This is a genomic window from Aeromonas ichthyocola (genome assembly GCF_046087985.1).
In the GTDB taxonomy this organism is placed as follows: domain Bacteria; phylum Pseudomonadota; class Gammaproteobacteria; order Enterobacterales; family Aeromonadaceae; genus Aeromonas; species Aeromonas rivipollensis.
On record NZ_JBJSWH010000002.1, the window covers coordinates 437,250 to 463,784 of the forward strand.

At 62.4% G+C, this 26,535-nt stretch carries 21 protein-coding genes and 1 pseudogene; 12 read left to right on the forward strand and 10 right to left on the reverse strand.

Translation table 11 applies throughout. From position 1 onward, the window contains the following. Positions 1-65: 65 nt before the first annotated feature. The 4 genes and pseudogenes from ACF2JD_RS06725 to ACF2JD_RS06740 all read right to left on the reverse strand — a co-directional run bounded on the left by ACF2JD_RS06725 (position 66) and on the right by ACF2JD_RS06740 (position 7,212). Positions 66-2,456: a YgiQ family radical SAM protein gene (locus tag ACF2JD_RS06725; protein WP_440987057.1), complete on the reverse strand. Its 2,391-nt coding sequence runs from the start codon at positions 2,454-2,456 to the stop codon at positions 66-68. Between the two features lie 101 nt (positions 2,457-2,557). Beyond that, positions 2,558-2,929, reverse strand: a complete 372-nt coding sequence (locus ACF2JD_RS06730) for a hypothetical protein (RefSeq protein ID WP_163136619.1) — start codon at positions 2,927-2,929, stop codon at positions 2,558-2,560. A gap of 94 nt (positions 2,930-3,023) precedes the next feature. Continuing rightward, positions 3,024-6,161 (reverse strand): efflux RND transporter permease subunit, encoded by a 3,138-nt coding sequence (locus tag ACF2JD_RS06735; RefSeq protein WP_440987058.1) that lies wholly within the window; start codon positions 6,159-6,161, stop codon positions 3,024-3,026. After that, positions 6,161-7,212 (reverse strand): annotated as a pseudogene (locus ACF2JD_RS06740) (efflux RND transporter periplasmic adaptor subunit). The gene ACF2JD_RS06735 and the pseudogene ACF2JD_RS06740 overlap by 1 nt, the downstream one beginning before the upstream one ends. 125 nt (positions 7,213-7,337) lie before the next feature. Between ACF2JD_RS06740 and ACF2JD_RS06745 the strand changes: the two are divergent. The 4 genes from ACF2JD_RS06745 (at position 7,338) to ACF2JD_RS06760 (ending at position 9,869) form a co-directional block, all read left to right on the forward strand. Next, a complete protein-coding gene (locus ACF2JD_RS06745; RefSeq protein ID WP_440987059.1) occupies positions 7,338-7,550 on the forward strand; it encodes a hypothetical protein in 213 nt (70 codons plus the stop codon). A gap of 55 nt (positions 7,551-7,605) precedes the next feature. Next, positions 7,606-7,776 carry a hypothetical protein gene (locus tag ACF2JD_RS06750; protein WP_440987060.1) on the forward strand — a complete coding sequence of 57 codons (171 nt, stop codon included), beginning with the start codon at positions 7,606-7,608 and terminating at the stop codon, positions 7,774-7,776. A gap of 330 nt (positions 7,777-8,106) precedes the next feature. Further along, positions 8,107-8,673: a diguanylate cyclase gene (locus tag ACF2JD_RS06755; protein ID WP_440987061.1), complete on the forward strand. Its 567-nt coding sequence runs from the start codon at positions 8,107-8,109 to the stop codon at positions 8,671-8,673. 332 nt (positions 8,674-9,005) lie between these two features. Further along, positions 9,006-9,869 carry a patatin-like phospholipase family protein gene (locus tag ACF2JD_RS06760; protein ID WP_440987062.1) on the forward strand — a complete coding sequence of 288 codons (864 nt, stop codon included), beginning with the start codon at positions 9,006-9,008 and terminating at the stop codon, positions 9,867-9,869. A 69-nt stretch (positions 9,870-9,938) separates the two neighbouring features. Here ACF2JD_RS06760 and ACF2JD_RS06765 read toward each other — a convergent pair whose 3' ends face one another. Beyond that, a complete protein-coding gene (locus ACF2JD_RS06765; protein WP_106886141.1) occupies positions 9,939-11,300 on the reverse strand; it encodes a sodium-dependent transporter in 1,362 nt (453 codons plus the stop codon). 195 nt (positions 11,301-11,495) lie between these two features. Then, positions 11,496-11,762, reverse strand: coding sequence for a helix-turn-helix domain-containing protein (locus ACF2JD_RS06770; protein ID WP_005298604.1), 267 nt, complete (start codon positions 11,760-11,762; stop codon positions 11,496-11,498). A gap of 258 nt (positions 11,763-12,020) precedes the next feature. Between ACF2JD_RS06770 and ACF2JD_RS06775 the strand changes: the two genes are divergently transcribed. The 4 genes from ACF2JD_RS06775 to ACF2JD_RS06790 all read left to right on the forward strand — a co-directional run bounded on the left by ACF2JD_RS06775 (position 12,021) and on the right by ACF2JD_RS06790 (position 16,686). Then, complete coding sequence (locus ACF2JD_RS06775; RefSeq protein ID WP_440987063.1) at positions 12,021-12,614, forward strand: hypothetical protein; 594 nt, start codon at positions 12,021-12,023, stop codon at positions 12,612-12,614. Positions 12,615-12,922: 308 nt separating this feature from the next. Further along, positions 12,923-13,942 (forward strand): porin OmpA, encoded by a 1,020-nt coding sequence (gene ompA / locus ACF2JD_RS06780; protein WP_025327822.1) that lies wholly within the window; start codon positions 12,923-12,925, stop codon positions 13,940-13,942. Between the two features lie 426 nt (positions 13,943-14,368). After that, positions 14,369-15,367 (forward strand): porin OmpA, encoded by a 999-nt coding sequence (ompA, locus tag ACF2JD_RS06785; RefSeq protein WP_106886139.1) that lies wholly within the window; start codon positions 14,369-14,371, stop codon positions 15,365-15,367. A gap of 245 nt (positions 15,368-15,612) precedes the next feature. Beyond that, the gene (locus ACF2JD_RS06790) at positions 15,613-16,686 is read left to right on the forward strand and encodes an OmpA family protein (protein ID WP_440987064.1); all 1,074 of its coding nucleotides are present in this window, start codon (positions 15,613-15,615) and stop codon (positions 16,684-16,686) included. Positions 16,687-16,759: 73 nt separating this feature from the next. Here ACF2JD_RS06790 and ACF2JD_RS06795 read toward each other — a convergent pair whose 3' ends face one another. Next, positions 16,760-18,454 (reverse strand): NAD-dependent malic enzyme, encoded by a 1,695-nt coding sequence (locus tag ACF2JD_RS06795; protein ID WP_106886137.1) that lies wholly within the window; start codon positions 18,452-18,454, stop codon positions 16,760-16,762. A 54-nt stretch (positions 18,455-18,508) separates the two neighbouring features. Continuing rightward, positions 18,509-19,366 (reverse strand): helix-turn-helix transcriptional regulator, encoded by an 858-nt coding sequence (locus ACF2JD_RS06800; RefSeq protein WP_162520036.1) that lies wholly within the window; start codon positions 19,364-19,366, stop codon positions 18,509-18,511. A 120-nt stretch (positions 19,367-19,486) separates the two neighbouring features. Between ACF2JD_RS06800 and ACF2JD_RS06805 the strand changes: the two genes are divergently transcribed. Together ACF2JD_RS06805 and ACF2JD_RS06810 are read left to right on the forward strand one after the other, a co-directional pair. Further along, on the forward strand, positions 19,487-20,866 hold the full coding sequence (locus ACF2JD_RS06805; RefSeq protein ID WP_408752535.1) for an MATE family efflux transporter: 1,380 nt from the start codon (positions 19,487-19,489) through the stop codon (positions 20,864-20,866). Between the two features lie 133 nt (positions 20,867-20,999). Further along, on the forward strand, positions 21,000-21,248 hold the full coding sequence (locus ACF2JD_RS06810; protein WP_025327828.1) for a DUF2498 family protein: 249 nt from the start codon (positions 21,000-21,002) through the stop codon (positions 21,246-21,248). A 26-nt stretch (positions 21,249-21,274) separates the two neighbouring features. Here the strand turns inward: ACF2JD_RS06810 and ACF2JD_RS06815 are convergent, their stop codons facing one another. Continuing rightward, positions 21,275-22,414, reverse strand: a complete 1,140-nt coding sequence (locus tag ACF2JD_RS06815; protein ID WP_440987065.1) for a diguanylate cyclase — start codon at positions 22,412-22,414, stop codon at positions 21,275-21,277. Between the two features lie 243 nt (positions 22,415-22,657). Between ACF2JD_RS06815 and ACF2JD_RS06820 the strand changes: the two genes are divergently transcribed. Both ACF2JD_RS06820 and ACF2JD_RS06825 read left to right on the forward strand, forming a co-directional pair. Continuing rightward, positions 22,658-24,055, forward strand: a complete 1,398-nt coding sequence (locus ACF2JD_RS06820; protein ID WP_440987066.1) for a solute carrier family 23 protein — start codon at positions 22,658-22,660, stop codon at positions 24,053-24,055. 100 nt (positions 24,056-24,155) lie between these two features. Next, positions 24,156-24,872, forward strand: coding sequence for a lipoyl protein ligase domain-containing protein (locus tag ACF2JD_RS06825; RefSeq protein ID WP_440987067.1), 717 nt, complete (start codon positions 24,156-24,158; stop codon positions 24,870-24,872). Between the two features lie 116 nt (positions 24,873-24,988). Here the strand turns inward: ACF2JD_RS06825 and ACF2JD_RS06830 are convergent, their stop codons facing one another. Continuing rightward, positions 24,989-26,365: an alanine/glycine:cation symporter family protein gene (locus ACF2JD_RS06830; protein ID WP_408752538.1), complete on the reverse strand. Its 1,377-nt coding sequence runs from the start codon at positions 26,363-26,365 to the stop codon at positions 24,989-24,991. Between the last annotated feature and the right edge of the window lie 170 nt (positions 26,366-26,535).

Here is a 26,535-nt window from a genome sequence, read left to right on the forward strand (position 1 = left end):
GACTTTCTTAGAAAGGCGACCACTCGGTCGCCTTTTTATTCCTATCGCTTTCGAATCAGCAAATATCACCGAGCCGGTCGCTTGGCACTATTGCCTTTAGCCGCAGGCTTGCCGCCTTGAACGGCGGGTTTGGCGCCCGGCTTCACCGAGCCAGCACGGGTCGGAGCCTTGCCCTTATGGGCGGGTTTGCCAGCCGGTTTGCCTTGAGTTGCCCCTTGAGCGGCGGGTTTGCCATTGCCCGCCTTGCCGCCCTTGCTGGCGGCAGGGGTGCCGCTGCGAGCCTTGCCTTGGGAGGCGGTGGCCGCGCCTGCACCCTTACCGCCAGTGGCCTTGTTGCCAGCCCCATTGCTGCGCTGATGGGTGATGGCGCTATGGCGGGTCAGGGCCGGTTTCAGCCCCTTGTTGATGCTGCGCTCGGCCTTGGCTTCGCCGCGGCCTTCCGGCGGCACCAGGCAGTTGGGGCCGTTGCCGATGAGGTGGCCCTTGCCCATCTCCAGTAACGCTTCGCGGATCATGGGCCAGCCGGCCGGATCGTGGTAGCGCAGCAGCGCCTTGTGCAGGCGACGGCGGCGCTCACCCTTGACCACGAACACATCCCCACCCTGGCGGCTCACCTTGTTGAGGGGGTTTTTTTCGGTGTAATACATGGTGGTGGCGTTGGCGAGCGGCGACGGGTAGAAGTTCTGCACCTGATCCAGCTTGAAGCTGTTGGTCTTGACCCAGAGCGCCATGTTCACCATGTCTTCATCCGTGGTGCCCGGGTGGGCCGAGATGAAGTAGGGGATCAGGTACTGCTGCTTGCCCGCCTCTTTGGAATACTTGTCGAACAGCTCCTTGAAGCTGTAGTAGCTGCCCATGCCCGGCTTCATCATCTTGGAGAGCGGGCCCTCTTCGGTGTGTTCCGGCGCGATCTTGAGGTAGCCACCGACGTGGTACTTGGCCAGCTCCTTGATGTAGCGCGGATCTTCCACCGCTATGTCGTAGCGCACCCCGGAGGCGATCAGTATCTTCTTGATCCCCTTCACATCCCGCGCCTTGCGATAGAGATCTATGGTGGGGGTATGGTCGGTATCCATGTGCGGGCATATGGTCGGCCAGACGCAGGAGGCGCGGCGACAGGTCTGCTCGGCCTTGGGGCTCTTGCAACGCAGCTTGTACATGTTGGCGGTAGGGCCGCCGAGATCCGAGATGACGCCGGTAAAGCCCGGCACCTTGTCGCGGATCTCTTCGATTTCTTTGATGATCGACTCTTCCGAGCGGCTCTGGATGATGCGCCCCTCGTGCTCGGTGATGGAGCAGAAGGAGCAGCCACCAAAGCAGCCGCGCATGATGTTGACCGAGGTCTTGATCATCTCGTAGGCCGGGATCTTCTCCTTGCCATAGGCCGGGTGCGGCACCCGCTGATAAGGCAGGCCGAACACGCCGTCCATCTCGTCGGTTTCCAGCGGGAAGGCAGGCGGGTTGACCCAGATGATGCGATCGCCGTGGGCCTGGGAGAGCGCGCGGGCACAACCCGGATTGGTCTCGTGGTGCAGGATGCGCGACGCATGGGCGTAGAGCACCTTGTCTTCCTTCACCCGCTCGAACGCCGGCAGCTTGACGTAGGTCTTCTCCCAGGGCTTCTGCTTGGGCGGCTGCACCAGCACCGGCTTGGCCTCCTGTTCCACCGGCGCAGTGCCTTCGTCATCCGAGCAGGGCGCCCCTTCCATATAGGGGTTCATGATGGGATCGATGCGGCCAATCTGATCCAGCTTGCTCGAATCCACCCCGCGCCAGCCCGGCAGCGGCTCCTTGCGGATCACGGCGGTGCCGCGAATGTCCTGCATGGTGTCGATGGTCTCGCCGTTGGCGATGCGGTGCGCCACCTCGATGAGGGGCCGCTCGGCGTTGCCATAGATGAGGATGTCGGCCTTGGCGTCCAGCAGTATGGAGCGACGTATGGTCTCGGACCAGTAGTCGTAGTGAGCGATGCGGCGCAGCGACGCCTCTATGCCACCAATGACGACCGGCACCTCTTTGAAAGCTTCTTTACAGCGCTGGGTATAGACCAGGGTGGCGCGGTCGGGCCGCTTGCCGCCTATGTCTCCCGGTGTGTAGGCGTCGTCGTGGCGCAGCTTCTTGTCGGAGGTGTAGCGGTTGATCATGGAGTCCATGTTGCCCGCCGTCACCCCGTAGAAGAGGTTCGGTTTGCCCAGGCGCATGAAGTCATCCTTGGATGACCAGTCCGGCTGGGCGATGATGCCAACCCGAAAGCCCTGGGATTCCAGCATGCGGCCAATCACCGCCATGCCGAAACTCGGGTGATCCACATAGGCGTCACCGGTCACCAGGACTATGTCACAGCTGTCCCAGCCGAGCTTGTCCATCTCCGCTCTGGACATGGGCAGGAAGGGCGCAGTGCCGTAGCACTCGGCCCAGTAGCGGGGATAGGAGAAAAGGTGGGTAACCGGCTGCATTTTGAACACCTGGAACAATTCGGGTCGCGCATTATACCGGCAGAGCAAGGCGGGGGCGATGGCTTTTTGCCCCCATAGAACAAGGGGAGAAGCGGCCGCCCTCAGAGAGAGGGGCGGGCCGGCATAAACCTGTGGTGGTGGCGCAGCAGCAGCTGATAGCCACCGAGCAGGCACCAGATGAAGGCTGGCGCCAGGAAGATGGGGTGAGTGGCGAGGCGCAGCATCAACAGGCCCAGCAGGATGAGGGCGAAGGGGCGGCTCTCGTAGAGCCACTGCGGCCAACCTCGCCGCCGCGGCTGGCGAGACTTGTCTGGCCTGCGATGGGCACTTCGCCTGAACCAGGCGAGCGACCCGGCCAGATAGAAGGCCAGCCCGGCCAGCAGCAGCGCAGGCTGCCCGGCAAGGCTCAACAGCAGCAAGCCGCTGCCCAGATAGAGAAAAGGCAACGGCTCGTAGATGGCGGATGGCAGCATGAAGGATGACCCCTGTGGGAACTGGTCATATGCTAACCAGCCCGGCCTAGGCCGCCACCTCTTTTGCATCCCGCCCCCCGGATGGGGGGCAGGATCAGGCCGCCGGCTTGTCCCGGCTCTCGGGGGCGGCCTCGCTGACCCGGGCGTTCCCCTCGGCCAGCGCCTCGTCCACCAGCAGATCCCGCGCCCCCGTCATCCCCGCCCGTCTGGCGATCAGGTGATAGATGGCAGGCACTATCAGCAGGGTGACCAGGGTCGCGAGCGACAACCCGAAGAAGACCACGGTCCCCACAGCCATCCGGCTCTCATACCCCGCCCCCATGGAGACCATCAGGGGCACTGCGCCTATGATGGCGGTGAGTGAGGTCATCAGGATGGGGCGCAGGCGGCGCACCGAGGCGGCTATGATGGCCTCCTCGAAGGATTCCCCCCGCTGACGCAGCTGGTTGATGAACTCCACTATGAGGATGCCGTTCTTGGTCACCATGCCGATCAGCATGATCATCCCTATCTGGCTGTAGATGCTCAGCTCCTGTCCCGTCAGCCAGAGGCCGAGCAGGCCGCCGAAGATGCCAAGCGGCACAGTCACCATCACCACGGTCGGGGTCAGCAGGCTCTCGAACTGGGCCACCAGCACCAGGTAGACCACCAGCAGGGCGAGGCCGAACACCATCACCATCTCCCCCTGGTTGTCGCGATAATCCTTGGACTCACCAGCGTAATCCACCGTCATGCCGCTCGGCAGATGCTCCCCTGCCCAGCCATCGAGGAAGTCGAGCGCCTCCCCCAGGGTGTGGCCGGGGGCCACGTCCGCGGTCAGGGCAATCGCCTTCTGACGCTGGTAGTGGTTGAGCCGCTGCGGGCTCGCCACCTGGGTGACTGTGGCCAGGGTGGAGAGGCTCACCATCTCGCCATTGGCGGCCTTGAGATAGATGCGGCTGACGTCCGAGATGCCGTTGAACTGGGTCTGGTTGGCCCTCAGGTAGACGTCATACTCTTCCCCCCTGTCCACATAGGTGGTCTGGCTGACGCCGCCGAGCAGGGCCTGCAGGGAGCTGGCTACTGTGGAGACAGGAATGCCGAGCTGACTGGCCCGCTCCCGCTCTATGGTCACCTGCAGCTCCGGGGTCTTCTCGGCGTAATCGAGATCCGGGGTCAGCATCAATCCGCTCTGGCTGGCGGCCTGCTGCAGCGCCAGCCCCTGCTGATAGAGTTCCGCATAGTCGGAGCCCTGCAGCACGAACTGCACGGCGGCGGTGGAGCCTCCCCTGAATCCGGGCTGGAAGGTGCGGATCATCACATCCGGAATGCCGGCCAGCCGCCCGCTCAAGCTACGGCCAAACTCGGTGGCGGTCTCGTCCCGCAGAGCCCAGTCGGTGAGCTGTATGATGACCATGCCGGTCTGATCGCCACCGCGCCCGAAGGCCGGGGTGCTGAAACTCATGGCCTGCACCACCCCCTTGCCGAGCAGCGGCATGATGGCGGCCTCCACCTGCTGCATGTTGCGCTTCATCCGCTCTATGCTGGTGCCCTCTGCCCCTTTCACGAACACATAGATGACACCCCGGTCTTCGGTCGGGGTCAGGCTCGCGGGCAGTTTGCCAAACAGGACGCCGATACCCCCAAGGCAGAGCAGCAGCACCAGCGGCATCCAGACGGAGCGGCGCAGCACCCAGCCCAGCAACCGGCGATACTGTGTCTCCACCCGGCCGAGGCCCCGATCCAGCGCCGCCGTCAGGGCATTGGGCTTGTCCACGGCACGCATCAGCCAGGAGCCCATGGCCGGTGTCAGGGTGAGCGCCACCAGGGAGGAGAAGAGCACCGCGAGCGATAGCAGGATGGCAAACTCGGTAAAGAGTCGCCCGACCATGCCCTCCATGAAGGCGATGGGCACGAACACCATCACCAGCACGGCGGTGGTGGCCACCACGGCAAAGCCCACCTCCCGGGTGCCGTGCCAGGCCGCCATCAGGGGAGATTCACCCCGCTGCAGGTGGTGGTGGATGTTCTCCACCACCACTATGGCGTCGTCCACCACCAAGCCGATGGCGAGAATGAGCGCCAGCAGGGTGATGAGGTTGATGGAAAAACCGAGATACCAGGCGCCGATGAAGGCCGAAATAAGCGACACCGGCACAGTGATGGCGGGGATCAGGGTGGTGCGCGCCTGCCCCAGGAAGAGGTAGAGCACGGCCACCACCAGCAGGGCACAGATGGCGAGGGTCTCGTACACCTCGTCGATGGCCTGCTTGATGAAGACGGTGGAGTCATAGTCCACCTCCAGGGTGGCCCCCGCGGGCAAGAAGCGCTGCATCTCTGTCATCTTGCGCTCTATGCCCTGGGCCACCGCCAGGGGGTTGGCGGTGGATTGCGCGACTATGCCAATGCCTAAGCTCTCGCGGCCGTTGCGCTGGTAGGCGCTGTCTTCATTCTTGGCCCCCACCTCAACATCGGCGATGTCAGCCAGGTAGATGCTCTGGCCATTGACGGCTGTCTTCACCGGCAGGCCGCGAAAATCCTCGGCGCTGTGGTAGAGGCGGGCTATCTGCACCGCCATCGTCATGCTGTTGTTGCGGATCTCCCCCCCGGGCAGCTCTATGTTCTCCCGCTTGAGGGCATCCTGCACATCGGCCACCGTGATGCCGCGAGCCGCCATGTCGGCGGGGCGCAGCCTCACATACATCACCTGAGTCAGGTCACCGGAGAGGGATACCTCGCTCACCCCGTCCACCAGGCTCAAGGAGTCGACCAGCATGCGGTTGACGTAGTCTGTCATGGCGGTGCGGTCCATCTGGGTGCTGCTGAAGTTGAGCCAGATAGCCACGTCGCCGTTGCCGTTGTCCTTGGTGACCATGGGCTCGTCCGCCTCGTCCGGGAGCTTGGGCCGGGCGCGGGAGATGGCGTCACGCACATCCGAGGTACCCTCCAGCATGTTCCAGCCGAGCTTGAACTCCACAGTGATGGAGGAGCGCCCCTTGCGGGTTACCGAGTTGATGTTCTTGATGCCGCTGATGCCGGAGAGCTGATCCTCGATGGGCTTGGTGACCTGGCTCTCCATCACCTCGGGGGCGGCCCCCTCATAGGTGGTGGTGATGGAGACGGACGGCGTCTGCACGTCCGGCATCTCCCGCACCGTCAACTTGGCGAAGGCCACCAGGCCGAATACGGTGAGCAGGGCACTGATGACGACCGCCACCAGGGGGCGGCGCACTGACATATCGGAGAGCCACATCAGCCTTTTACCTCGGTCAGATCGCGGACCAGGGCGCCGTCACGCAGGTTGACCAGCCCCTCGACCACTATGCGATCGCCAACCTTCAAGCCCTCGGTGACCCACACCTCTTCACCATCGGTATCGCCGAGCACCACGGCCACCCGCTTGACCCGACCATCGGCCTCGAGACGGTAAACAAAGCGCTGCTCACCGGCGTACTCCACCGACTGGGCGGGGATCAGGGTAAGCTGCTGGGCGGCAGTGCCAGCTCCACATTGAGCAGCATGCCGGGCCGCAACTGGCCGTCAGGATTGGGAATGATGACACGCGCCTTGATGTTCTGGGTATCGTTGGAAACGCGGCTATCGAGAGTGGTCCAGGGTGCCATGAAACGATTGATCCGGCCAGGCCGAGCTGGTGGCGGTCACCGCCATGCCGGGACGCAGCAGGGAGAGGTAACGCTCGGGCACCGCCAGATCGAGGCGCAGTTTGTCGAGCTCATCCAGATGGAGCAGGGTGTCACCACTGTTGACCAACGCCCCTTCACTCAAGTCAATGAGGCTGACGGAGCCGTCAAAGGGCGCTTGCAGGGTGCGCAGGGAGAGCTCGTAACGGGCGGCATCCACCCTTGCCTGCACCTGTGCCACAGTGGCCTCCTGCCCTTCCAGCTCTGACTGGGTCACGGCGCCACGGGCCACCAGCCGGCGCATGTCCCGCAGCTTGCGAGCCTCATCGCGCAGCACTGGCACTCTGCTCGGCGAGCTCCGCCTGCTGCTTGCCCGCATCCAGCGCAATCAGGGTATCGCCCTGCTTGACCTGCTGACCGGACTGCACCGCTATCTTGACGATGCGACCGGTCACCTCGGGGCTTATCACCACGGAGCGATTGGCGGCCAGCTTGCTCACCAGCTTGAGGAGGGTTCAGCCAGACTCTGCTTGACCGTTTGCGCCCTGATATTGACCTGCTTGGGCTGGGGTTTGCTGACAGCTTCACCGTTACGCAGCGCCCAGACACCCAGCAATCAGCAAGGGAGAGACAGGCGATCGACAGCCAGATACGCATTTTCATCAAACAATCCATGAAGATTGAGAGGAGGTAACTTCATCAATGATGGGCATCATGTTACCCCCTGACTATGCCGTGACTATGTATAAATGTGACAAAACGTAACAGAAGCGGGGAAGATCACCGAAATGTTTCAGGTCGCCACAGGAGACGTTTTTCACGATGGTTCTGCCACTAAACTGATTTCCCGAACCAGTCCAGATCAGGCCTATGCCGCCTATGCCAGCACCACGCATTCATATCGTCACACGCAGCCAGCATCTGGCTGCTTGGTACCGCTGGTCATCCTGCTGCTTGCCCTCACCTTCGGCATCAGCCTGAAACAGGTCACCGAACTCTAACAGAGCGCGATACCCTCAACATGCCATCCACTTGCGGGATCCCAATTCAGCAGCCATGGAACCCGTGTTTCTCGAGGCGATGCGCGGTCAGGCCGAAGAGCGGCTGCGCAGCGACCCCCAGTCGGCCCTGACCCGCCAGCTCTATCAAGCATATCGCACTGCGAGAGGGGCTGGCGCTCGACAAGGTTCCCGCCAACCTGCCCGCCGGGCTCAGCGGGCAACCTGACCGGGCTGGGCCGACTGCCGCCCCGGCAGCGAGCGGGAGGCGCAGACTGCATCTGGCGCTGAGCCTGTCCCCCTTGCTCTCCACCGCCAGCCAGCGCCTGGGCAAGAGTTGCCTGGCTCTACTTCACCGGGGTAGATGACTTTATCTATCTCTACCCCTGGATCCCCTCCAGCGAGTTTCGTTTTCCGCAGCATCTATCTCAAGCACTACTGGCAGGATGCGCTGATGTCAGCCCAACCCCAGCCAGCGCGACCATCGTCTCCCGCCCCTACGAAGATTTTGCCGGGGAGGGCACCATGATCACCCTGTCGCAGCCCTCTACAAGGACAGGTGCTGGTAGGGATGATCAGCATAGACATGCTGCTCGAGCGGCTGCAATCGGCTCAATGCATGAGTCCGGCCCCCGGTGAGTATCTGCTGCTCAATCAGTACCAGCAGGTGCTGGCCAGCAGCGCGCAGCCCGTGGTGCCACAAAAGTTCCAGCGACCGCATGAATACCAGTGGCGGCAAGGGGCATTGCAACTGACCATGGCGATCCCTGATACGCAACTCACCCTGGTCACATCGTCACCCTGCTGCCGCTCACGTGGGCCATGCTCTGCCAGTCACGCCTTCCCTGCTCGCCATCCTCTTTATGGTGCTGGCGCGCTCTCCAGTCTCAAATCCCGTCGCCTCAACCAGCGGCTCAACTACCTCTCCTGCCACGATGCCCTCACCGGCGCCTTCAACCGCCACTATCTGGTGACGGCTGGAGCAGTCGGGCGATCTGGCCCGCCCGTGCAAGCGGGGATCCTGATGTTCGATGCGGATCACTTCAAACGGGTCAACGACAACTTTGGCCATGCCGTCGGCGATCGTGCTGATCCGGCTGGTGCACACTCTGCCAGCCTCTGCTGAGGAAAGAAGATGCCCTGATCCGCTGGGGCGGCGAGGAGTTTCTGCTGCTGGCAACGAGGGAGCGAACCACTCGAACAACTGGCCGAGCGGCTGCGCCTGGATAGCAGAACATCCACTGGGCAGGAGATAGCGCCAGGCCTGGCGGTGACCATCAGTCTGGGCTATCACCATTGCCCTGCCGAGAACACCACTGCAGGAGGCTATGCGCCGGGCCGATCTCGCCCTCTATCAAGCCAAGGCCAACGGCCGCAACCGCAGCGAAGGCTGGCAGGATGACGGCGCCAAAAACACGGGGTAAGCTGGGAGCCTCAACCCCTTTGGAGAGACAAAGTGTGGCACGAAAACCCCGCCTGGGCCTGGCCCTTGGCAGCGGCGCCGCCCGCGGATGGGCGCACATCGGCATCATACGGGCGCTGGAGCGCCTCGGTGTCAAACCGGATCTGGTGGCCGGCTGCTCCATCGGCAGTTTCGTCGGTGCCGCCTATGCCGCCGGCGAGCTGGACAAACTGGAGTCCTGGGTGCGCGGCTTCAGCCGCTTGCAGGTGATGGGGTTGCTCGATCCCGCCCTCTCCGGCGGCCTGTTCCGCGGTGACAAGGTGTTCGGCATCGCCGCCAGCCACCTCGGCGATCCCGCCATCGAGAGCCTGCCGCTGCCCTTTGCCTGCGTCGCCACCGAGCTCGATACCGGCCGCGAGATCTGGCTGCAAGAGGGGCCCCTGCGCCAGTGCGTGCGTGCCTCCTGCGGCATGCCCGGCATTCTGACCCCGACCCGGGTTGATGATCGCTGGCTGGTGGATGGCGCCGTGGTCAACCCTGTCCCCATCTCCCTGGCCCGGGCCATGGGGGCAGAGGTGGTGATCGCCGTCAACCTCAACACCGACCTGCATCAGCCCTGGACAGACGAGCCGGACGAACCCGCCCCGGGAGGCCTCTTCAGCCAGTGGCTCGGTCGGGGAGAACCCAGCACCCCCGGCATGTGGGGGGTGATGACGGGCTCCATCAACATCATGCAGGAGCGTATCACCCGTGCCCGCATGGCCGGGGATCCCCCCGAGATCCAGCTCTGTCCGCGCCTTGGCAGCCTCTCCATCATGGACTTCCACCGCGCCAGCGATGCCATCAACGAGGGGGAGGCTTGCGTCGAGCGCAACCTGGACCAGCTCAAGGAGGAGCTCTCCCGACTCGGCCTACTCTGAGGGCGCCATCGGAACACGCCAATGAAAAAGAGCGCCATCAGGCGCTCTTTTGCTGTCCGGACCCCGGGGTCAGAACAGCCCCAGTCCCTTGAGCATGACGATCAGGATGAGCGGCGGCGACACGTAACGGATGATGAAGAACAGCGGCTTGAGGATGGCCAGCTCCAGCTCGCCCCCATTGGTCAGCGCCGTCTTCATCCGCTCGAAGCCCCAGACCCAGCCCACGAAGAGGCAGAGGAAGATACCGCCAAGGGGCATCAACACGTTGGAAGAGACGAAGTCGAACAGATCGAAGAAGGTCTTGCCCGCTATCTGCACATCCGCCAACGTGCTGTTGGAGAGCGCACAGGTCGATCCGACCGCCCCCAGCACCAGCAGGTTGATCAGGGTCGCCCTTCTTCGGCTCATGTGGAAACGCTCTGAGAGCACCGAGACCGGCACTTCCAGAATGGAGAGCATGGCCCCCGTCGCCGCTATGGCGGAGAGCACGAAGAAGAGCACCATGAAGAGGTGGCCGAACGGTATGCTGGCAAACACCGCCGGAATGGTGATGAACAGCAGGGAGGGACCGGCGGTCGGCTCGAAGCCGAAGGCAAACACCGCCGGGAAGATGGCGATCCCCGCCAGCATGGAGACGAAGAGGTCGGCGCACATCACCCGGACAGTGGTGAGCGGTATGTGCTGATCGTCCCGAAAGTAGCTGCCATAGGTCATCATGCAGCCCATGCCGATGGAGAGCTTGAAGAAGGCCAGCCCCATGGCCGTCAGCACCACGCCGGCGGTGACCTTGGAAAAATCAGGGGAGAACAGGAAATTCAGCCCCTCGCTCGCCCCGGGCAGGGTCAGACTGCGCACCCCGATCACCAGCAGCAGGATGAAGAGCACCGGCATCAGCCGCTTGGTGACGGCCTCTATCCCCTTCGACACCCCCATCAGCAATATGCCCCCCATCAGTGCCAGCACCAGCCACTGCCAGAGCAGGCTCTGCAAGGGATCCGTGATGAGCGAATTGAAGGCAGCGCCCGTGACGGCGGGATCGGTCGAGAGGATCTCGCCGCTGGCCGCCTTGAAGATGTAGGCAAACACCCAGGCCGCCACTTCGGAGTAAAACGACATGATGAGGAAGGCCGCCGTCACCCCCATGGCCGCGATCAGCCACCAGGGTTGCCCCTTGGGCGCCAGCTTGATGAGCCCGCTCACCGCATCGGATTTTGCCTGACGCCCCAGCATGATCTCCGAGATCATCACCGGCAGCCCCACCAGCAGGGTGGCGATGACATAGACCAGCAGAAAACCGGCGCCCCCGTTTTCCCCGGTCAGATAGGGAAATTTCCAGATGTTGCCAAGGCCGACCGCCGAGCCCAGGGTCGCGGCAAGCACGCCGAAGGTGCTGGTAAAGCCATCTCTGGCTTTGGGAAGGGTATTGCTCATGCGTGTCTCGCTCTGTGGATCAGGGGCCTGAAATTAAAGGGTCGGAATTTTCCGAGGATTAATCCAGCTTGCCAAGGTGATTTAGTTGAAATCGCCACATGAAGCACACAACGCACTCTTTATTTAAATAAATGCCTGTTTTGACAAATAAAAAATGCCGCCTCCCGGGCGGCATTTTTATCAAGGCTCAGGCAATCAAGCCTTGGCAATATCGTCCGGACCGATCTGACCGATTTCGGCAACTTTCTTGTCGGCCAGCAGCCAGAGGGTGAACTTGTGCAGTTCCGGGTGATGAGCCAGGGCGACCAGGAAGGCGCCTCCAACTTCACGGTAACCCAGTTCATAGTTCTTCAGGGTAGTCGGGGGGACGCCCAGCAGATCGGCAAACTTGGGACGGCTCAGGCCAACCGCTTCGCGGATCTGACGGATCTTCTTGCCAACAGTTACGATATTTGAATTCATGTGTTCCATACTCCGTTCGGCGGATTCACTCCACCTTTATTTTTCGCGACGACTCGTAGTCAAGTGTATCAGTTTTGAACGGACTCGTTATGGTCGAGCCTCTATCTTTAATAAGCGTCTTTCGACGACAACCCTAACAAACCTCGGGGATGGTAATCGCAGAGTCGCTTCAGGTAAACAGTCTCGAAGAGAAACCTTTATTGTTGCCACGGCCATAACTCGTATAATTCGCCGGTTATCCCTTAAAGAGTATTCAGCATGGCATTTCCCGGCATCATCTCCCGACTTCACCCGGATTCAGACCCAAATTCCCTCCCCCGTCAGCTCCGTCAGAGTCAGCAAACCCGGGCCGAGGCACTCTGGCTGCCCGCCGCCATGCAGAGCGAGGCCGCATCCGTACTGGCTTCCCTCCCGGACAAGTGCAGCCTCTATCTCGAGCAAGCCTCCCCGCTGCCCCTGCGCAGCCACGACGGCGTCCTGCAGCAAGATGGCCGCCTGCTGCTTGGCAATGGTAGCCGCATGACGCTGGCGACGGAGAAAGGGGATGGGGGACTGGTGCCCGAGCAAGGCCTGCAGGAGATGGCCCAGTGGCTGGAAGCCGGCCATCAACATTTCATCTGTTCAGCCGCGATTCAGCCGGTGGCCAGGGCCATCCTCAATATCTGGCCCCTGGATCCCTATCTCGCCCGCCATTTTTTACTCGGCTTCACACCCTTGCTGTGCGAAGCAACCGAGGCCGACTATCTCGCGGTTTTTGCGACCAGGGACGCCATCGCGACCCCGCAGCACGCTTGGGTTGAGGCCTATATGAAGCTTGAGCGAAAGCTGCATCGCGCCTACTTGGATCACTAATAAATCCAGATAAACAGCCAGTTATCCATACGACACAATCTGCCCCACAGATTATCTGTGAGCTTGATCATGTTTTGAAATGAGCATAAAGTGCGCCACGTCATCGGAATGACATCGGCTGTTCGTGGCGAAGTATGCGCTCTCGATAGTGCAACTCGCTCACTTGTGCACCCAGATAACGTGCCTCCTGGATGGATCTAGGATCCCTGCTCGGCGCAACCCTTGTTGCCCGGCAGAGCCAGCAGCTTACATAAATTACAAAGTGCGAAGCACGTGAACAACGTGCCATCTCAACGAGGATTAATTTTATGATGAAAATGGCTCCTTCCCTGATCGCCATCGCCATGGCTGCCATGGGTGCAACTGCTGCACACGCCGCTGATGATATCTACTTCGGTGCCGGTGTCGGTGCAACTCACTTCAACGGTCTGAACAAGATCGAAGGCGTGAACGCTGGTGAAGAAGACGCGGCTGCTGCCAATGCCTTCGTCGGTTACAACTTCAACGAGTACTTCGGTTCCGAGCTGGGCTACCAGTACACCGGCCGTGGTAACACCGATGGCAACCGCTACGAGAGCCAGGGTGCCACCCTGTCCGGTATCGCTCGTCTGCCGCTGGGCAACGACTTCTCCCTGTTCGGTGAAGCTGGCGCCTACTGGGGCCACACCGACGGTATGGGCACCAGCGATACCAAGGTATCCCCGCTGGCCGGTGCCGGTGTGACCTACAAGGTCAACGACGCGCTGGATCTGCAAGCTCGTTACCGCTACATGTGGGACGTGGCTGACCTGCACGCCGACAACGTACGCTACAAGTCCAACCAGAGCGTTGCGACCCTGGAAGCCGTTTACCACCCGTTCCGTACTTCCTACGTAGCACCGGCTCCGGCTCCTGTTGTTGAAGAAGCGCCGGCTCCTGCTCCGCAGATCGTTGAGAAGAACTTCGCCCTGAACTCCGACGTGCTGTTTGCCTTTGGCAAAGACAGCCTGAAGGCCGAAGGCGTGGAAGCCCTGAACGCCCTGTACCAGCAGATCGTTGAGTTCCAGCCGAAAGACGGTAATGCCGTTGTTGTTGGTTACACCGACCGTATCGGTTCCGACGCTTACAACCAGAAGCTGTCTGAAGCCCGTGCCCGCACCGTTGCCAACTTCCTGGTCAGCAAGGGTATGGCTGCCAGCAAGGTTGCCATCGAAGGTCGTGGCGAAGCCAACCCGGTTACCGGCACCAAGTGCAACGGCGTAACCGCCAAGGCTCAGCTGATCTCCTGCCTGGCCCCGGACCGTCGCGTAGAAGTGCGTGTATCCGGCGTACAGGAAGTTCAGCAGTAATCTGATTCGCTCAGATAACGCAAAAAGGGGATGCCACGGTATCCCCTTTTGCATGTCTGTCGCCTCAAACGTCACCCTCTGTCTCATCACGCTGTACCTGCCCCCCCCTCTCTGCTCAGGCCCCGCCCCCGTCGCGCCACCATAGTAGCTGCATATCTGTGCAGAAACTTGATCAAGCCGATTCAAAAGAATACAGTAGCTGCGCTTGTAAGACATTGGATGAACTATTAAAAGTGCCCATTGCCCGGTTAGTTGTCCATGGAGAAACAGCTTCATGAGAATCCAGGTTACCATCCATTTTTTATTCAAGCCGTCCGTGACCAGGTCACGGAATCGCAACATGACAACATGAAGTGTCATCTGCGATCGGTATAACAAAGAGTGCGCAGTACGCCCATAGCACGGCAACTCAACGAGGATAAAATGATGAAAATGAAAATGGCTCCAACCCTGATTGCTCTGGCTATTGCAGCCATGGGAACCTCCACCGCCCAAGCGGCCGATGACTGGTACACAGGTATGGGTGCAGGTTGGGCTTATGGCCATGACCTGGACTCCTTCGGTCTGGATGCTGACAAGGACGCCACCGCGATCTCCCTGTTCGGCGGTTACAACTTCAATGATTACTACGCGGCCGAGCTCGGCTACCTCTACGCCGGCAAGGGTGGCGTCGATGGCGTCGACTTCAAGACCCAAGGCGCGACCCTGTCCGGTCTTGCCCGTCTGCCGCTGGGTGACATCTTCTCCGTGTTCGCCGAAGGCGGTGCCTACTTCAACCATGTCAACGGCAATGGCGAGAGCGACAACGGCACCTCGCCCCTGGCCGGTCTGGGTCTGACCGCCAAGGTCTCCGACCTCATCGATCTGCAGGCCCGCTACCGCTACATCTGGGATCTGGGTGACGAGCAGAAGACCTGGAAAACCGACATGAGCGTCGCGACCCTGGAACTGGTGATGCACCCGAACCGCACCTCCTATGTGGCACCTGTGGTCGCCCCCGTGGTCGCCGAGCCCGAGCCTGTCATGGTCGACAAGAACTTCTCCCTGAGCTCTGACGTGCTGTTTGCCTTCGGCAAATCCACCCTGAAGCCGGAAGGTACTGCAGCCCTCAACACCCTGTATCAGCAGATTGTTGACGTTCAGCCGAAAGATGGCAGCGCCGTGGTGGTAGGTTATACCGACCGCATCGGTTCTGACGCCTACAACCAGAAGCTGTCCGAAGCCCGTGCCCGCACCGTGGCCGACTTCCTGGTCGGCAAGGGTCTGCCGGCAGGCAAGGTCGCCATCGAAGGCCATGGCGAAGCCAATCCGGTCACCGGCACCCAGTGTGACGGCGTCAAGGGCAAGAACGAGCTGATCGCCTGCCTGGCGCCGGATCGTCGCGTCGAAGTGCGCGTCACCGGCGTGCAGGAAGTCAAACAGTAAGTTCAGCTGAATGCGGTCAATCCGCACCTGAAAAAAAAGGGGGCCGTACGGCCCCTTTTTTTGTTGTCCTCCCCGCCAGCCCAAGGCGGCGTCCAAGGCGCCACACTTGCCTGCTTCCTCACAAATTCTCCATATAGATGCGCCACTTAAGTGGTTAAACCTCTCATATCGCCTATACATAATGGTGGCTATACATAGCAAAGGGCTGGGAGCCCTATAACACCCAACATCGACGAGGATACGCGATGAACATAAGACTGAAACCCGTGTGGATTGCATTGGCATTGGCGGCGAGTGCCGCCCAGGCGGCGCCTGTTCACGACTGGTATATAGGGGCTGGGGGAGGCTGGGCCATTGCCCACGACATCAATGATTTCAGTCAGGATGTCGACAAGGACGCCACCGCCATCGACGCCTTTGTCGGCTACAACTTCACCGAGAACCTGGGCGCCGAACTCGGCTATCTGTCGACCGGTGACTGGGACATCGCCGGCAACGACTTCAACAGTCAGGGGGCCACCCTGTCGGTGATAGGCAGACTGCCCCTTGGCGACATCTTCTCGGTGTTCGCCGAAGGTGGCGGCTATCTCTACCACGTCGACTCCGTCAACGGCGGCGATGACAACCTGGCCCCCCTGGCGGGTCTGGGGCTGACCGCCAGGCTCACCGACTGGGTCGACATCCAGGCGCGCTACCGCTATCTGGTGCGGGTCGGGGACGATCCTGACAACGACAAGCTGGGCAGCGGCACCCAGCGCTGGGTCAGCGACATCAGCACCGCCACCATAGAGCTGGTGCTGCACCCCAACCGCACCGTGGCCGCCGTGCCGGTGGCCGCCCCCCTGGTGGTGACCCCGCCGCCGCCCGAGCCGGTGGATCAGACCTTCAACCTGAGCTCTGATGTGCTGTTTGCCTTTGGCAAGGCCGAGCTCAAGCCGGAAGGCATGGCCGCCCTGGACGACCTCTACCAGCAGATAGTCGACGTCAAGCCCAAGGATGGCAACGCCGTGGTGATGGGCTATACCGACCGCATCGGCTCGGATGCCAACAACCTGGCGCTGTCCGAGGCCCGCGCCAGCACGGTCGCCAACTTCCTGATCGGCAAGGGCCTGCCCGCCGACAAGGTGAGCATCCAGGGCAATGGCGAGAGCAATCCGGTCACCGGCACCCAGTGCGATGACGTCAAGGCGAGAGCCGCCCTCATCGACTGCCTGGCACCGGATCGCCGGGTCGAGATCCGGGTGACCGGCGTGCAGGCCGCCGCACCAGCGGCCACCGAGCCCGTGGCCGAACCCGCTGCCGAGCAGCCGGCACAATAACCCCTCATCCGCCTCTGCCGTGCACAAAAAAAGGGATGCTTGCGCATCCCTTCTGCTTTTGCGGCCTCTTCGCTCAGAACGAAGTGCGACGATAGCGGCGGTATTCCGGCCGCCAGAAGTTCGCCTCTATGGCCTGGTCTATCACATCATCGGGGGTCTGCACCGCCTTGCCCTGCAGCATGGCGGTCTTGGCCACCATCTTGGCGATGTAGCGGGACACCCGATGGATATCCGCCAGATCCGGCAGCAAGGAGCCCTCCTCTCCCTTCACCAGCGGCGAGCACTCCGCCAGCGCCCGGCTGGCTGACATCAGCATGGCGTCAGTCACCCGGGTGGCGCCCGAGGCGATGACACCAAGGCCTATCCCCGGGAAGATGAAGGAGTTGTTGCACTGGGCGATGACGTAGCGCTTGCCCTTGTACTCCACCGGTGCAAACGGGCTGCCGGTGGCCACCAGCACCTGGCCGTCGGTCCAGCGGATGAGATCCGCCGGTGTCGCCTCCACCCGGGAGGTGGGGTTGGAGAGCGGGAATATGATGGGGCGGCTGCAGTGCTTGTGCATCGTCTTGACCACCTCTTCGGTGAAGAGGCCGGGCTGGCCCGAGACCCCGATCAGGATGTCGGGACGACCGTGTTCCATCACCTCCAGCAGGGAGATGTTGTCCCCCACCGGCCACTCCTTGATCCGCTCCAGCGGCTGGGAGAGTTTGCGCTGGAAGTCGAGCTGGTTGGGGATCTTGTCGGTGATGAGGCCGAACCTGTCCACCATGAAGACCCGGCCGCGAGCTTCGGCATCATTCAGTCCTTCGGCCTTCATCTGCGCCACTATCTGCTCGGCGATGCCGCAACCGGCGCTGCCCGCGCCGAGGAAGGCGACCCGCTTCTCGGAGAGCTTGGCCCCCGAGGCCTTGCAGGCGGCGATCAGGCTGCCCAGGGTGACGGCTGCTGTCCCCTGAATGTCATCGTTGAAGCAGCACAGCTCGTCCTTGTAGCGGTTGAGCAGCGGGGTGGCATTGCCCTGGGCGAAGTCTTCGAACTGCAGCAGGATCTCGGGCCAGCGACGCTTGACCGCCTGGATGAAGGCATCGACGAACTCGTCGTACTCCTCCCCGGAGATGCGCGGGTGGCGCCAGCCCATGTAGAAGGGATCGTTGAGCAGTTGCTGGTTGTTGGTGCCCACGTCCAGCACCACCGGCAGGCAGTAGGCGGGGGAGATGCCGCCGCAGGCGGTGTAGAGGGAGAGCTTGCCGATGGGAATGCCCATGCCACCTATGCCCTGATCCCCCAGCCCCAGGATCCGCTCGCCGTCGGTGACCACTATCACCTTGACGTTCTGCTTGGTGGCGTTTTGCAGCATGTCATCGATCCTGTCCTTGTCCGGATAGGAGATGAAGAGGCCGCGGGCACGGCGGTAGATGTTGGAGAATTCCTCGCACGCCTTGCCCACGGTCGGGGTGTAGATGACCGGCAGCATCTCGGTCAGGTGGTTGGTCAGCAGGCGATAGAACAGGGTTTCGTTGGTGTCCTGGATGTTGCGCAGATAGATGTGCTTGTCCATGTCGTTGCCAAACGCCATGAACTGGCGATAGGCGCGTTCCACCTGCTCTTCTATGGTCTCTATGTTCTGGGGCAGCAGGCCTTCCAGATTGAAGCTGCTGCGCTCCTCGCTGGTGAAGGCACTGCCCTTGTTGAGCAGCGGGGTCTCCAGCAGGGCCGGGCCGGCGTAGGGAATGTAGAGGGGACGTTTCTGATTATTATCTTCAAACATGGATCTTACCTTGACTGTGTGGCCCGCCGATCCTATGGGCTTGGGCCAACAATTTCAAAGGGTTTGCACATCAGTGGCAACAGGTTTGCGACCCAGGCGACGAAAGGCGCCGGGGGTCTGACCAGTGAGGCGGCGAAAACGGTTCGCAAAGTTGGCGCCGTCACTGTATCCGACCCGGGCCGCCAACTCGCCAAGAGGCCAGTTGGTATAGAGCAGCAACTGGCGCGCCTTGTTCATTCGAAGCCCCGTCAGCCAGGCCATGGGCCCCATGCCGAACACCTGCTGGCAGAGCCGATGCAGATGGGGCACAGAGCAGGCCATCTGGCTGGCGAGCAGGGCCACGCTCCAGGGCTCATCGAGGCGCGCCTCCACCCGGCGAAACAGCGCCTGCAGCCTGAGCTCAGGGGTGCCGCGCACCTCCCCTTGCAGGGTGCGGTCCAGCAGGGCCAGCAACAGGCTGAGCAGCTGGGGCTGCAAGGGAGATCGCACTCCTTCCCCCTGCATCAGGCTGAGCAGATGGTAGAGCTGCTCCCCCTCCTCCCCCTGCCAGATGCGGTGGCCGAGCCGGTGCAGGTGCTGCCAGCGCGGCACGTCATCGAGCAGGATCCAGCTGATCTGCCAGCGCTCGCCGATGAGCCTGAGCCCCCCCGGCACGGCCGCCGGCAGAAAGATGAGCGAACCCGCGGGGATGGGCTGCTCCCCCTGCTCCGTCAGCAGTGCCCCTCCCTCGTCGTGGCTCACCATCAGGATGTGAAATTCGGGTCTGTTGCGGCGAATGAGGTAGTGATCCCGCAAGCGGGAGAGGCCGGTCAGGAAGATGCCCGCCTCCCCCAGCAGGGGCAGGCCTTCGCGCCCCAGCATCCGCTCCTCGCAGCCGGGAGCTATCTCAAGACACTCGCTGACAAATGCCATAACGCCTCAATATGATAGTTTTGAACAAGAAAGCCGAGAGATGCTCACAGTGAAGCCACTCGTATCAGCCCCTATCATACCCATGACAAACCTTGCTTTTCACATACCCGGTTAACATAAATGAATTATTGGCAAGCGATTTTAAAACAAACCACCGATCGTGAGTTCATGACCCGACTGTGGCGACTGGCCCTGCCGGTGTCGCTGCAATCCATGATGTTCTCCCTGCTCGGACTCATCGACATCATGATGGTGAGCCAGCTTGGCACCACGGCTGTGGCGGCGGTCGGCTTGGGTAACCGGGTCTTCTTCTTCAATCTGCTGGTGATAGCGGGGCTCTCTGGCGGGGTCTCGGTGTTGGCGGCGCAATACTATGGCCGGGGCGAGCTGGCCGGGGTACGCCGCTCCCTGGCGCTGGCCCTGGTGGGCGCCCTGCTGGTGAGCCTGCCGTTTGCCCTCATCTATGTGCTCTCGCCGGGCAGCGTGCTCGGCTTTGCCAGCCAGGATCCCGCGCTGCGCCTGCTGGCCGACGAGTTTTTGATGATCACAGGTGCCACCATCCTCTGTACCGCCATAGTCGTGCCCCTGGAGGCGGCCCTGCGCTCCGTGGGCAACGCGGCGGCGCCGACCCGGATCGGCATCATTGCCATCATCGCCAACGTCATCCTCAACTACGCCCTCATCTTCGGCAACTTCGGCTTCGAGGCCATGGGGGTCGCGGGCTCGGCCTGGGGCACCACGATTTCACGGCTGCTGCAGACGGCGCTGCTGCTTGCCTATGTGTGGCGCCAGGAGCCCCGGCTGGTGCCGCGCAAACAGGACTGGTGGGACGCCTTTCGGCGCAAGGAGGTGGTGCGCTTCACCCTGATCGCCCTGCCGCTCTTGTTCCACGACGGGCTCTGGGCCTTCGGCATGCTGCTCTACGGCTTCCTCTATGCCCACCTCGGCACGGATTCGCTGGCCATCATGACCACCCTTGGCACCCTGGAGAGCATCCTCATCTCCCTCTTCTTCGGGCTGGCGGTGGCCTGCTCCACCCTGCTCGGCCACCGGCTCGGGGCCGAGGAGTACGAGGCGGCCTGGCAGCACTCCCAGCTGTTCCTGCTGCTCGCCCCCATAGGCGCCCTGCTGGTGGGGATAGCCGTCTGGCTGCTGCAGACCAACCTGCTGCAGTGGGTCGGCAACCTGCCGGGCGAACTGATGGGAGAAGCGGGCCAGGTGCTTGCCATCATGTGCCTCGGCATGTTGCTCAAGGTGTTCAACATGGTGGGCATAGTCGGGGTGCTGCGCTCGGGGGGGGACGTGAACTACAGCATCTTCATCGACATAGTCGCCATGTGGTGCATAGGCCTGCCGCTCGCCTGGGTGGCAGTCAGCCTGCTGGGCTGGCCCCTCTCCTGGGTGGTGGCCGTGGTGCTGCTGGAGGAGCTGTGCAAGGTGCTGCTGGTGCAGCGCAGGATCCGCCAGCGTCACTGGCTCAAGAATCTGGTGATGGGGTGACGGCTGCCCGCAGCCGGGCAAAAAGCGGGGTCATATCAATGACAGAAAATCCCCCCTTGCAGTATGCTAACCGCCTCTTCAATCAGCGGCGGGGCACACCACGCCCTGCCAGTAGTCGTTTAAGGAGACGCACATGCAACCACAAAAAGAGCTGATCACCGAGACTGCCCTGCTGGAGATGGCCAACGGCATCATCAAGAGCCACGAAGACTTCATCCACGGCATGCGTGCCGATTCGGTGGAGCAGAAGGGGGAGATCCTGGTGTTCAAGGGGGAGTTCTTCCTGGCCGAGGATGGCACCCCGACCGGCAAGACAATGGCGGTGTTCAACATGTTCAAGCTGCTGGCCCAGCAGTTGTCAGGCAAGTACCGGCTGAACTGATATAGCCACCAGACAAGATGCCGCCCTCAGGCGGCATCCGTCTTTGTGGGTCCGGGCTGGTCCGGCATCTTCGCCAGCTCGCCCACCACGCAGTTGCGCCCCGCCATCTTGGCCATGTAGAGGCACTCGTCCGCCCGGTTGAGCAGCTCCTCGACGCTCTCCCCGCGCAGGGACAGGGTCAGGCCTATGCTCACCGTCACCTCCAGCAGCTCATCCGACGTCGGGCTCTTCACCAGCCGCGCCTCCACCGCTACCCTCAGTCGCTCGGCGACCCGTTTCGCCTGGGCCAGATCGGCGCAGTTGGGCAGCAGAATGGCAAACTCCTCGCCACCGTAGCGACCGAGCACCATGCCGGGCTCCAGCTGCTCCGCCAGGGTCGCCGCCACCTCCTTGAGCACGGCATCCCCCGCCAGATGGCCGAAGCTGTCATTGATGCGCTTGAATCTGTCCAGATCCAGCAGCAGCACGGCAAAGGATGCCTGCTTGCGGATCATGGTGACCCTGGCCTTCTCGAGCCGTTTCATCAGCAGACGGCGGTTCATCATGCCGGTCAGCTCGTCCGTGGTGGACTCCCGATAGAGCTGCAGCAGCATGTTGAGCTGGCCGCACTGCACCCAGGCACTCGCCACCGTGAAGAGCCCCAGCAGCCAGACCTGGTTGAGGGTCTGCACGCTCAGCAGCGGCTGGCCCACCAGCAGCCAGTTGCCCGCCAGCATGGTGATCAGAATGCCCCCCGCCAGTTGCAGGCTGAGGGAGAGCGGTATGGGGAAGATGGCAAACAGGCTGATGAGCAGATAGGGGAAGGCCATGTAGCCAGCCTGCAGCTCCTGATCCGTCCCGAAGCTGTGCAGACAGATGAGGGAGAACAGCATCATCACCGCCATCAGGTAGCCCAGCGCCAGCCTCATGCGTTCGCGCTTGAAGTGGATGAGATACGAAAGAGGGATCAGGGGAGAGAGGGCCAGCAGGCAGAAGATCCTGACCTGAAACAGTTCGTCAAACTGGGTGGCGGGCAGGGTCAGCCAATCCACCAGCGCCCAGGCGGGCAGCCCCACCATCAGCAGGCAGGTGAGCAGGCGCAGACGCACCGTCATAAAGCCCATGCGGGTCAGGGTGAAATCTTCGGAGTGGGCACGGGCACTCCAGAACTCCGACAGCTTCAGCATCCAGAGCCTCCATTTTACAACTGAGGGCTCATTCTACACCGTCCCTCCCTGGATGCATCAGCATGTCCCCTATTTATAACGAGAACTGCCTCACACAAACCGGCGGATCATAATCGCCGCGCGCAAACGTTTCAACCCATCGAAAAATAAACCCTTTATTGCTCCAATTAGCGCTGGTCAGCCCAGACTCAGCCACTAGAATAGCGCCCAATTTTCTCCCCCTCCCCACACTTAGAGGTATTTATGGAACAGGCTGCCGCCGTGCGCGCGACCCCAGAGACCCACCCCCCCAGGCGAGCCCACAGCGAACTCATCTACGGCATCGACGAAGTCCCACCCCTGCCCCAGACCCTGTTCGCCGCCCTGCAGCACATGCTCGCCATGTTTGTCGCCATCATCACCCCGCCCCTCATCATCGCCAATGCCCTGGGCCTCCCGGCCGCCGACACCCGCTACATAGTCTCCATGTCTCTGGTCATGTCCGGCATCGCATCCTTCATCCAGACCCGCCGCTTCGGCCCCCTCGGCTCGGGCCTGCTCTCGGTGCAGGGCACCAGCTTCAACTTCCTCGGCCCCATCATCGCCTCCGGTCTCGCCCTCAAACAGGCCGCCATGCCCACCGAGGATCTGCTGGGCACCCTGTTTGGCACCATGCTGGCGGCGGCCCTCACCATAGTGGTGATGAGTCGCTTCCTCCATCTGGTCAAGCGCATCATTACCCCCCTGGTGACCGGCATAGTGGTGCTGCTCATCGGCCTGACCCTGATCAAGGTAGGCCTCATCAGCATGGGGGGCGGTTATGCGGCCCTCTCTGACGGCAGCTTCGCCAGCCACAGCAACCTCTTCCTCTCCCTGCTGGTGCTCGGCCTCATCGTACTGTTGCAGCGCAGCCGCAACCCCTGGCTGCGCCTCTCCGCCATCATGATTGCCATGCTGACGGGCTACGCCGTCGCCCTGCTGCTGGGCAAGGTCAGCCCTCCCACCTTCGAGGGCCCCCTGGTGATGGTGCCCATTCCGCTTCACTACGGCATCGGCTTTGACTGGCAGCTGTTTGTGCCGCTCGCCATCATCTTCGTGGTGACGGCGCTGGAGGCCATAGGCGACATGACAGCCACCTCGGACATCTCTGGCGAGCCGCTGGACGGGCCCGTCTACATGGCGCGGATCAAGGGGGGCGTGCTGGCCGACGGCGCCAACTCCATGCTGGCGGCTCTCTTCTCCACCTTCCCCATGTCCACCTTCGCCCAGAACAATGGCGTCATCCAGCTGACCGGGGTCGCCAGCCGCCACGTCGGCCTCTTCATCGCCGCCATGCTGGCCCTGCTCGGCCTCTTCCCGGCGGTCGCCAGCCTGGTGCAGCAGATCCCCGAACCCGTGCTGGGTGGTGCCACCATCGTCATGTTCGGCACCATAGCCGCGGCCGGGGTGCGCATCATCTCCCGCGAGGAGCTCGACCGCCGCGCCCTGATGATACTGGCGGTGTCGCTCGCCATGGGGCTGGGGGTCGCGCAAGTGCCGGAGGTGCTGCAACACCTGCCGGAGCTGGCCAGGAGCGTGCTCTCCTACGGCGTCGCCACCGGCGGTATCACCGCCATAGTGATGAACCTGCTGCTGCCCAAGCGCGCCGCCGCGCAGGCCTGACTCTCTCGTCAACAAACAGGTAGCGCCCCGCTGTACGGGGCTTTACCTTGTTTACCGCCCCGGGTACTGTGCAGGGCAGCCTCTGCTCAGGATGCCCTTGATGCCCTATACCCTGCTTCCCCCCCTGCCCACCCGCCACACCCCGGATCAGATACTGGCCGAGGAGCAGCGCTGGCTGCGGGACTGTGCCCATGACGGCCTGCCCCGCGCCCACCTCTGGCAGGCGCCCCAGTGCCTGATTGTCACCCGCAAGGACATGCGTCTGCCCCGCTATCAGGTGGCCTGCGAGCAGCTAGCCGCCGAAGGCTGGCCCGTTCATGTGCGTGACAGCGGCGGCACCGCAGTGCCCCACGGGGCCGGCATCCTCAACCTCTCCCTGCTGCTGCCCCGTACCGCCACGGATCTTGGCCACTACTACCGACTGCTGGGGGCGCCGCTGCTGGCCCTGCTGGCGGAGCATGGCCTTGAGGGGAGCTATGACTTCGTGCCCGGATCCTTTTGCGACGGCCAGTACAATCTGGTGATCGGGGGTCGCAAGGTCACCGGCACAGCCCAACGCTGGCTGGCGCCGGGCCAGGATCATGGCGGCGCCGTGCTGGCTCAGGCAATGCTGCTGGTGGCGGGGGATGTGGACGAGGGCACCCGGATGGCGAGTCGCTTCTACGAGCTGGCGGGCGGGGAGCTGCGTTTCATGGCAGGAACCTCCACCACGCTGGCAAACTGCATTGGCTGGCGCGGTGGCGACCAGGCCTTGGTGGACAAGGTGCGAGCACGCCTGGATAGCCTGCTGAGCGAGGGGCTATCTCCCTCACCCTGACCCTCTCCCGGAGGGAGAGGGAAAACGCCCGTCCATGGAAATAACGCCGCGCACAAAAAAGCCACGACCCGAGTCGTGGCTTGTTCTTTTCAAGGCGAACGTGGAAGGTGGGGGGTTCAGGCCGTCTGCGGCTCGGGCTCCGACCCTGTGTCCTGGTCCCGGCTGAAGTAGGCCCGGGTCTCGGCGATCACCACGTGACGCAGGCCGATGAGGCCGATGAGGTTCGGCACCGCCATCAGGCCGTTGACTATGTCGGCCAGGAGCCAAATCATGTCCAGATGGAGGAAGGCACCGCTCGCCACCAGCACCAGATAGATGAGGCGATAGGGCTTGATCGCCTTGACCCCGAACAGATACTCGGTGCAGCGCTCGCCGTAGTAGTTCCAGCCGAGGATGGTGGTAAAGGCGAAGAACAGCAGTCCTATGCTCACCAGATACTGACCTATGTGGGCATCCAGCCCCTGGGCAAAGGCCTGGCTGGTCATGGCGGCGCCGCTCAAGTCCCCGCTCCACACCCCTGTCACCACCAGAGTCAGACCGGTCATGGTACAGATGATGATGGTGTCGATGAAGGTGCCTGTCATGGAGACCAGCCCCTGCTCCACGCAGGAGTCCGTCTTGGCCGCCGCCGCGGCTATGGGAGCAGAGCCCAGCCCCGACTCGTTGGAGAAGACCCCGCGCGCTACCCCGGACTGGATCGCCAGCATGATGCCGGCCCCGACGAAACCGCCGGTGGCCGCATGGCCGGTAAAGGCGCTCTCGATCACCAGCATGACGGCATCGGGCAGCGCGCTGGCGTTGTTCACCAGCACGCCGGCACAGGCGAGTATGTAGAAGATGGCCATGAAGGGCACCACCTTGCTCGACACGCTGGAGATGGACTGGATACCCCCCAGGGTCACCAGGGCCACTATCAGGGTCAGCACCACGGCGGTCGCCTCACGGGGCACCGAGAAGGAGAGGCTCATGGCGTCTGAGATGGCGTTGACCTGGGGGAAGGTACCGATGCCGAAGAAGGCGACACCTATGCCAAACAGGGCAAACAGCTTGGCCAGCGGCTTGGAGCCGAGCCCCTTCTCCAGATAGTACATGGGGCCGCCTGCCATCTGGCCATTGGCATCCTGCTCGCGATACTTGACCGCCAGCAGGCACTCGGCGTACTTGGTGGCCATGCCGAACAGGGCCGCCATCCACATCCAGAACAGGGCGCCGGGGCCGCCGAGCTTGATGGCGGTGGCAACCCCGACGATGTTGCCGGTACCAATAGTGGCGGAGAGCGCGGTGCAGAGGGCGGCGAAGCTGGAGACATCCCCCTGCTTGCCCTGGCCCTGATCCCGGCCAAAGACCAGCTTGAGGGCGAGCGGCAAGCGCACCACCTGAAGCAGACCCAGACGCAGGGTGAGATAGATACCGGTCCCGACCAGCAGGATCAGCAGGGGCGGCCCCCAGACAAAGCTATCGATGGCGGCGAGCGCCGATTGAATTGATGACATGCATCCTCCTTAAAAAACAACGATTAAGGAGGAGAAGGATGATCTTCCCATAGGTGTCGCGATCCCCAGAGGCGATCGGATGCGGGCCAAGAACATGTTCACACTCTTACTGCGAGGTCGTGATCAAGGCTCATGCGCTGCTCGGAATCCTCACGTATGTCTATACGCTC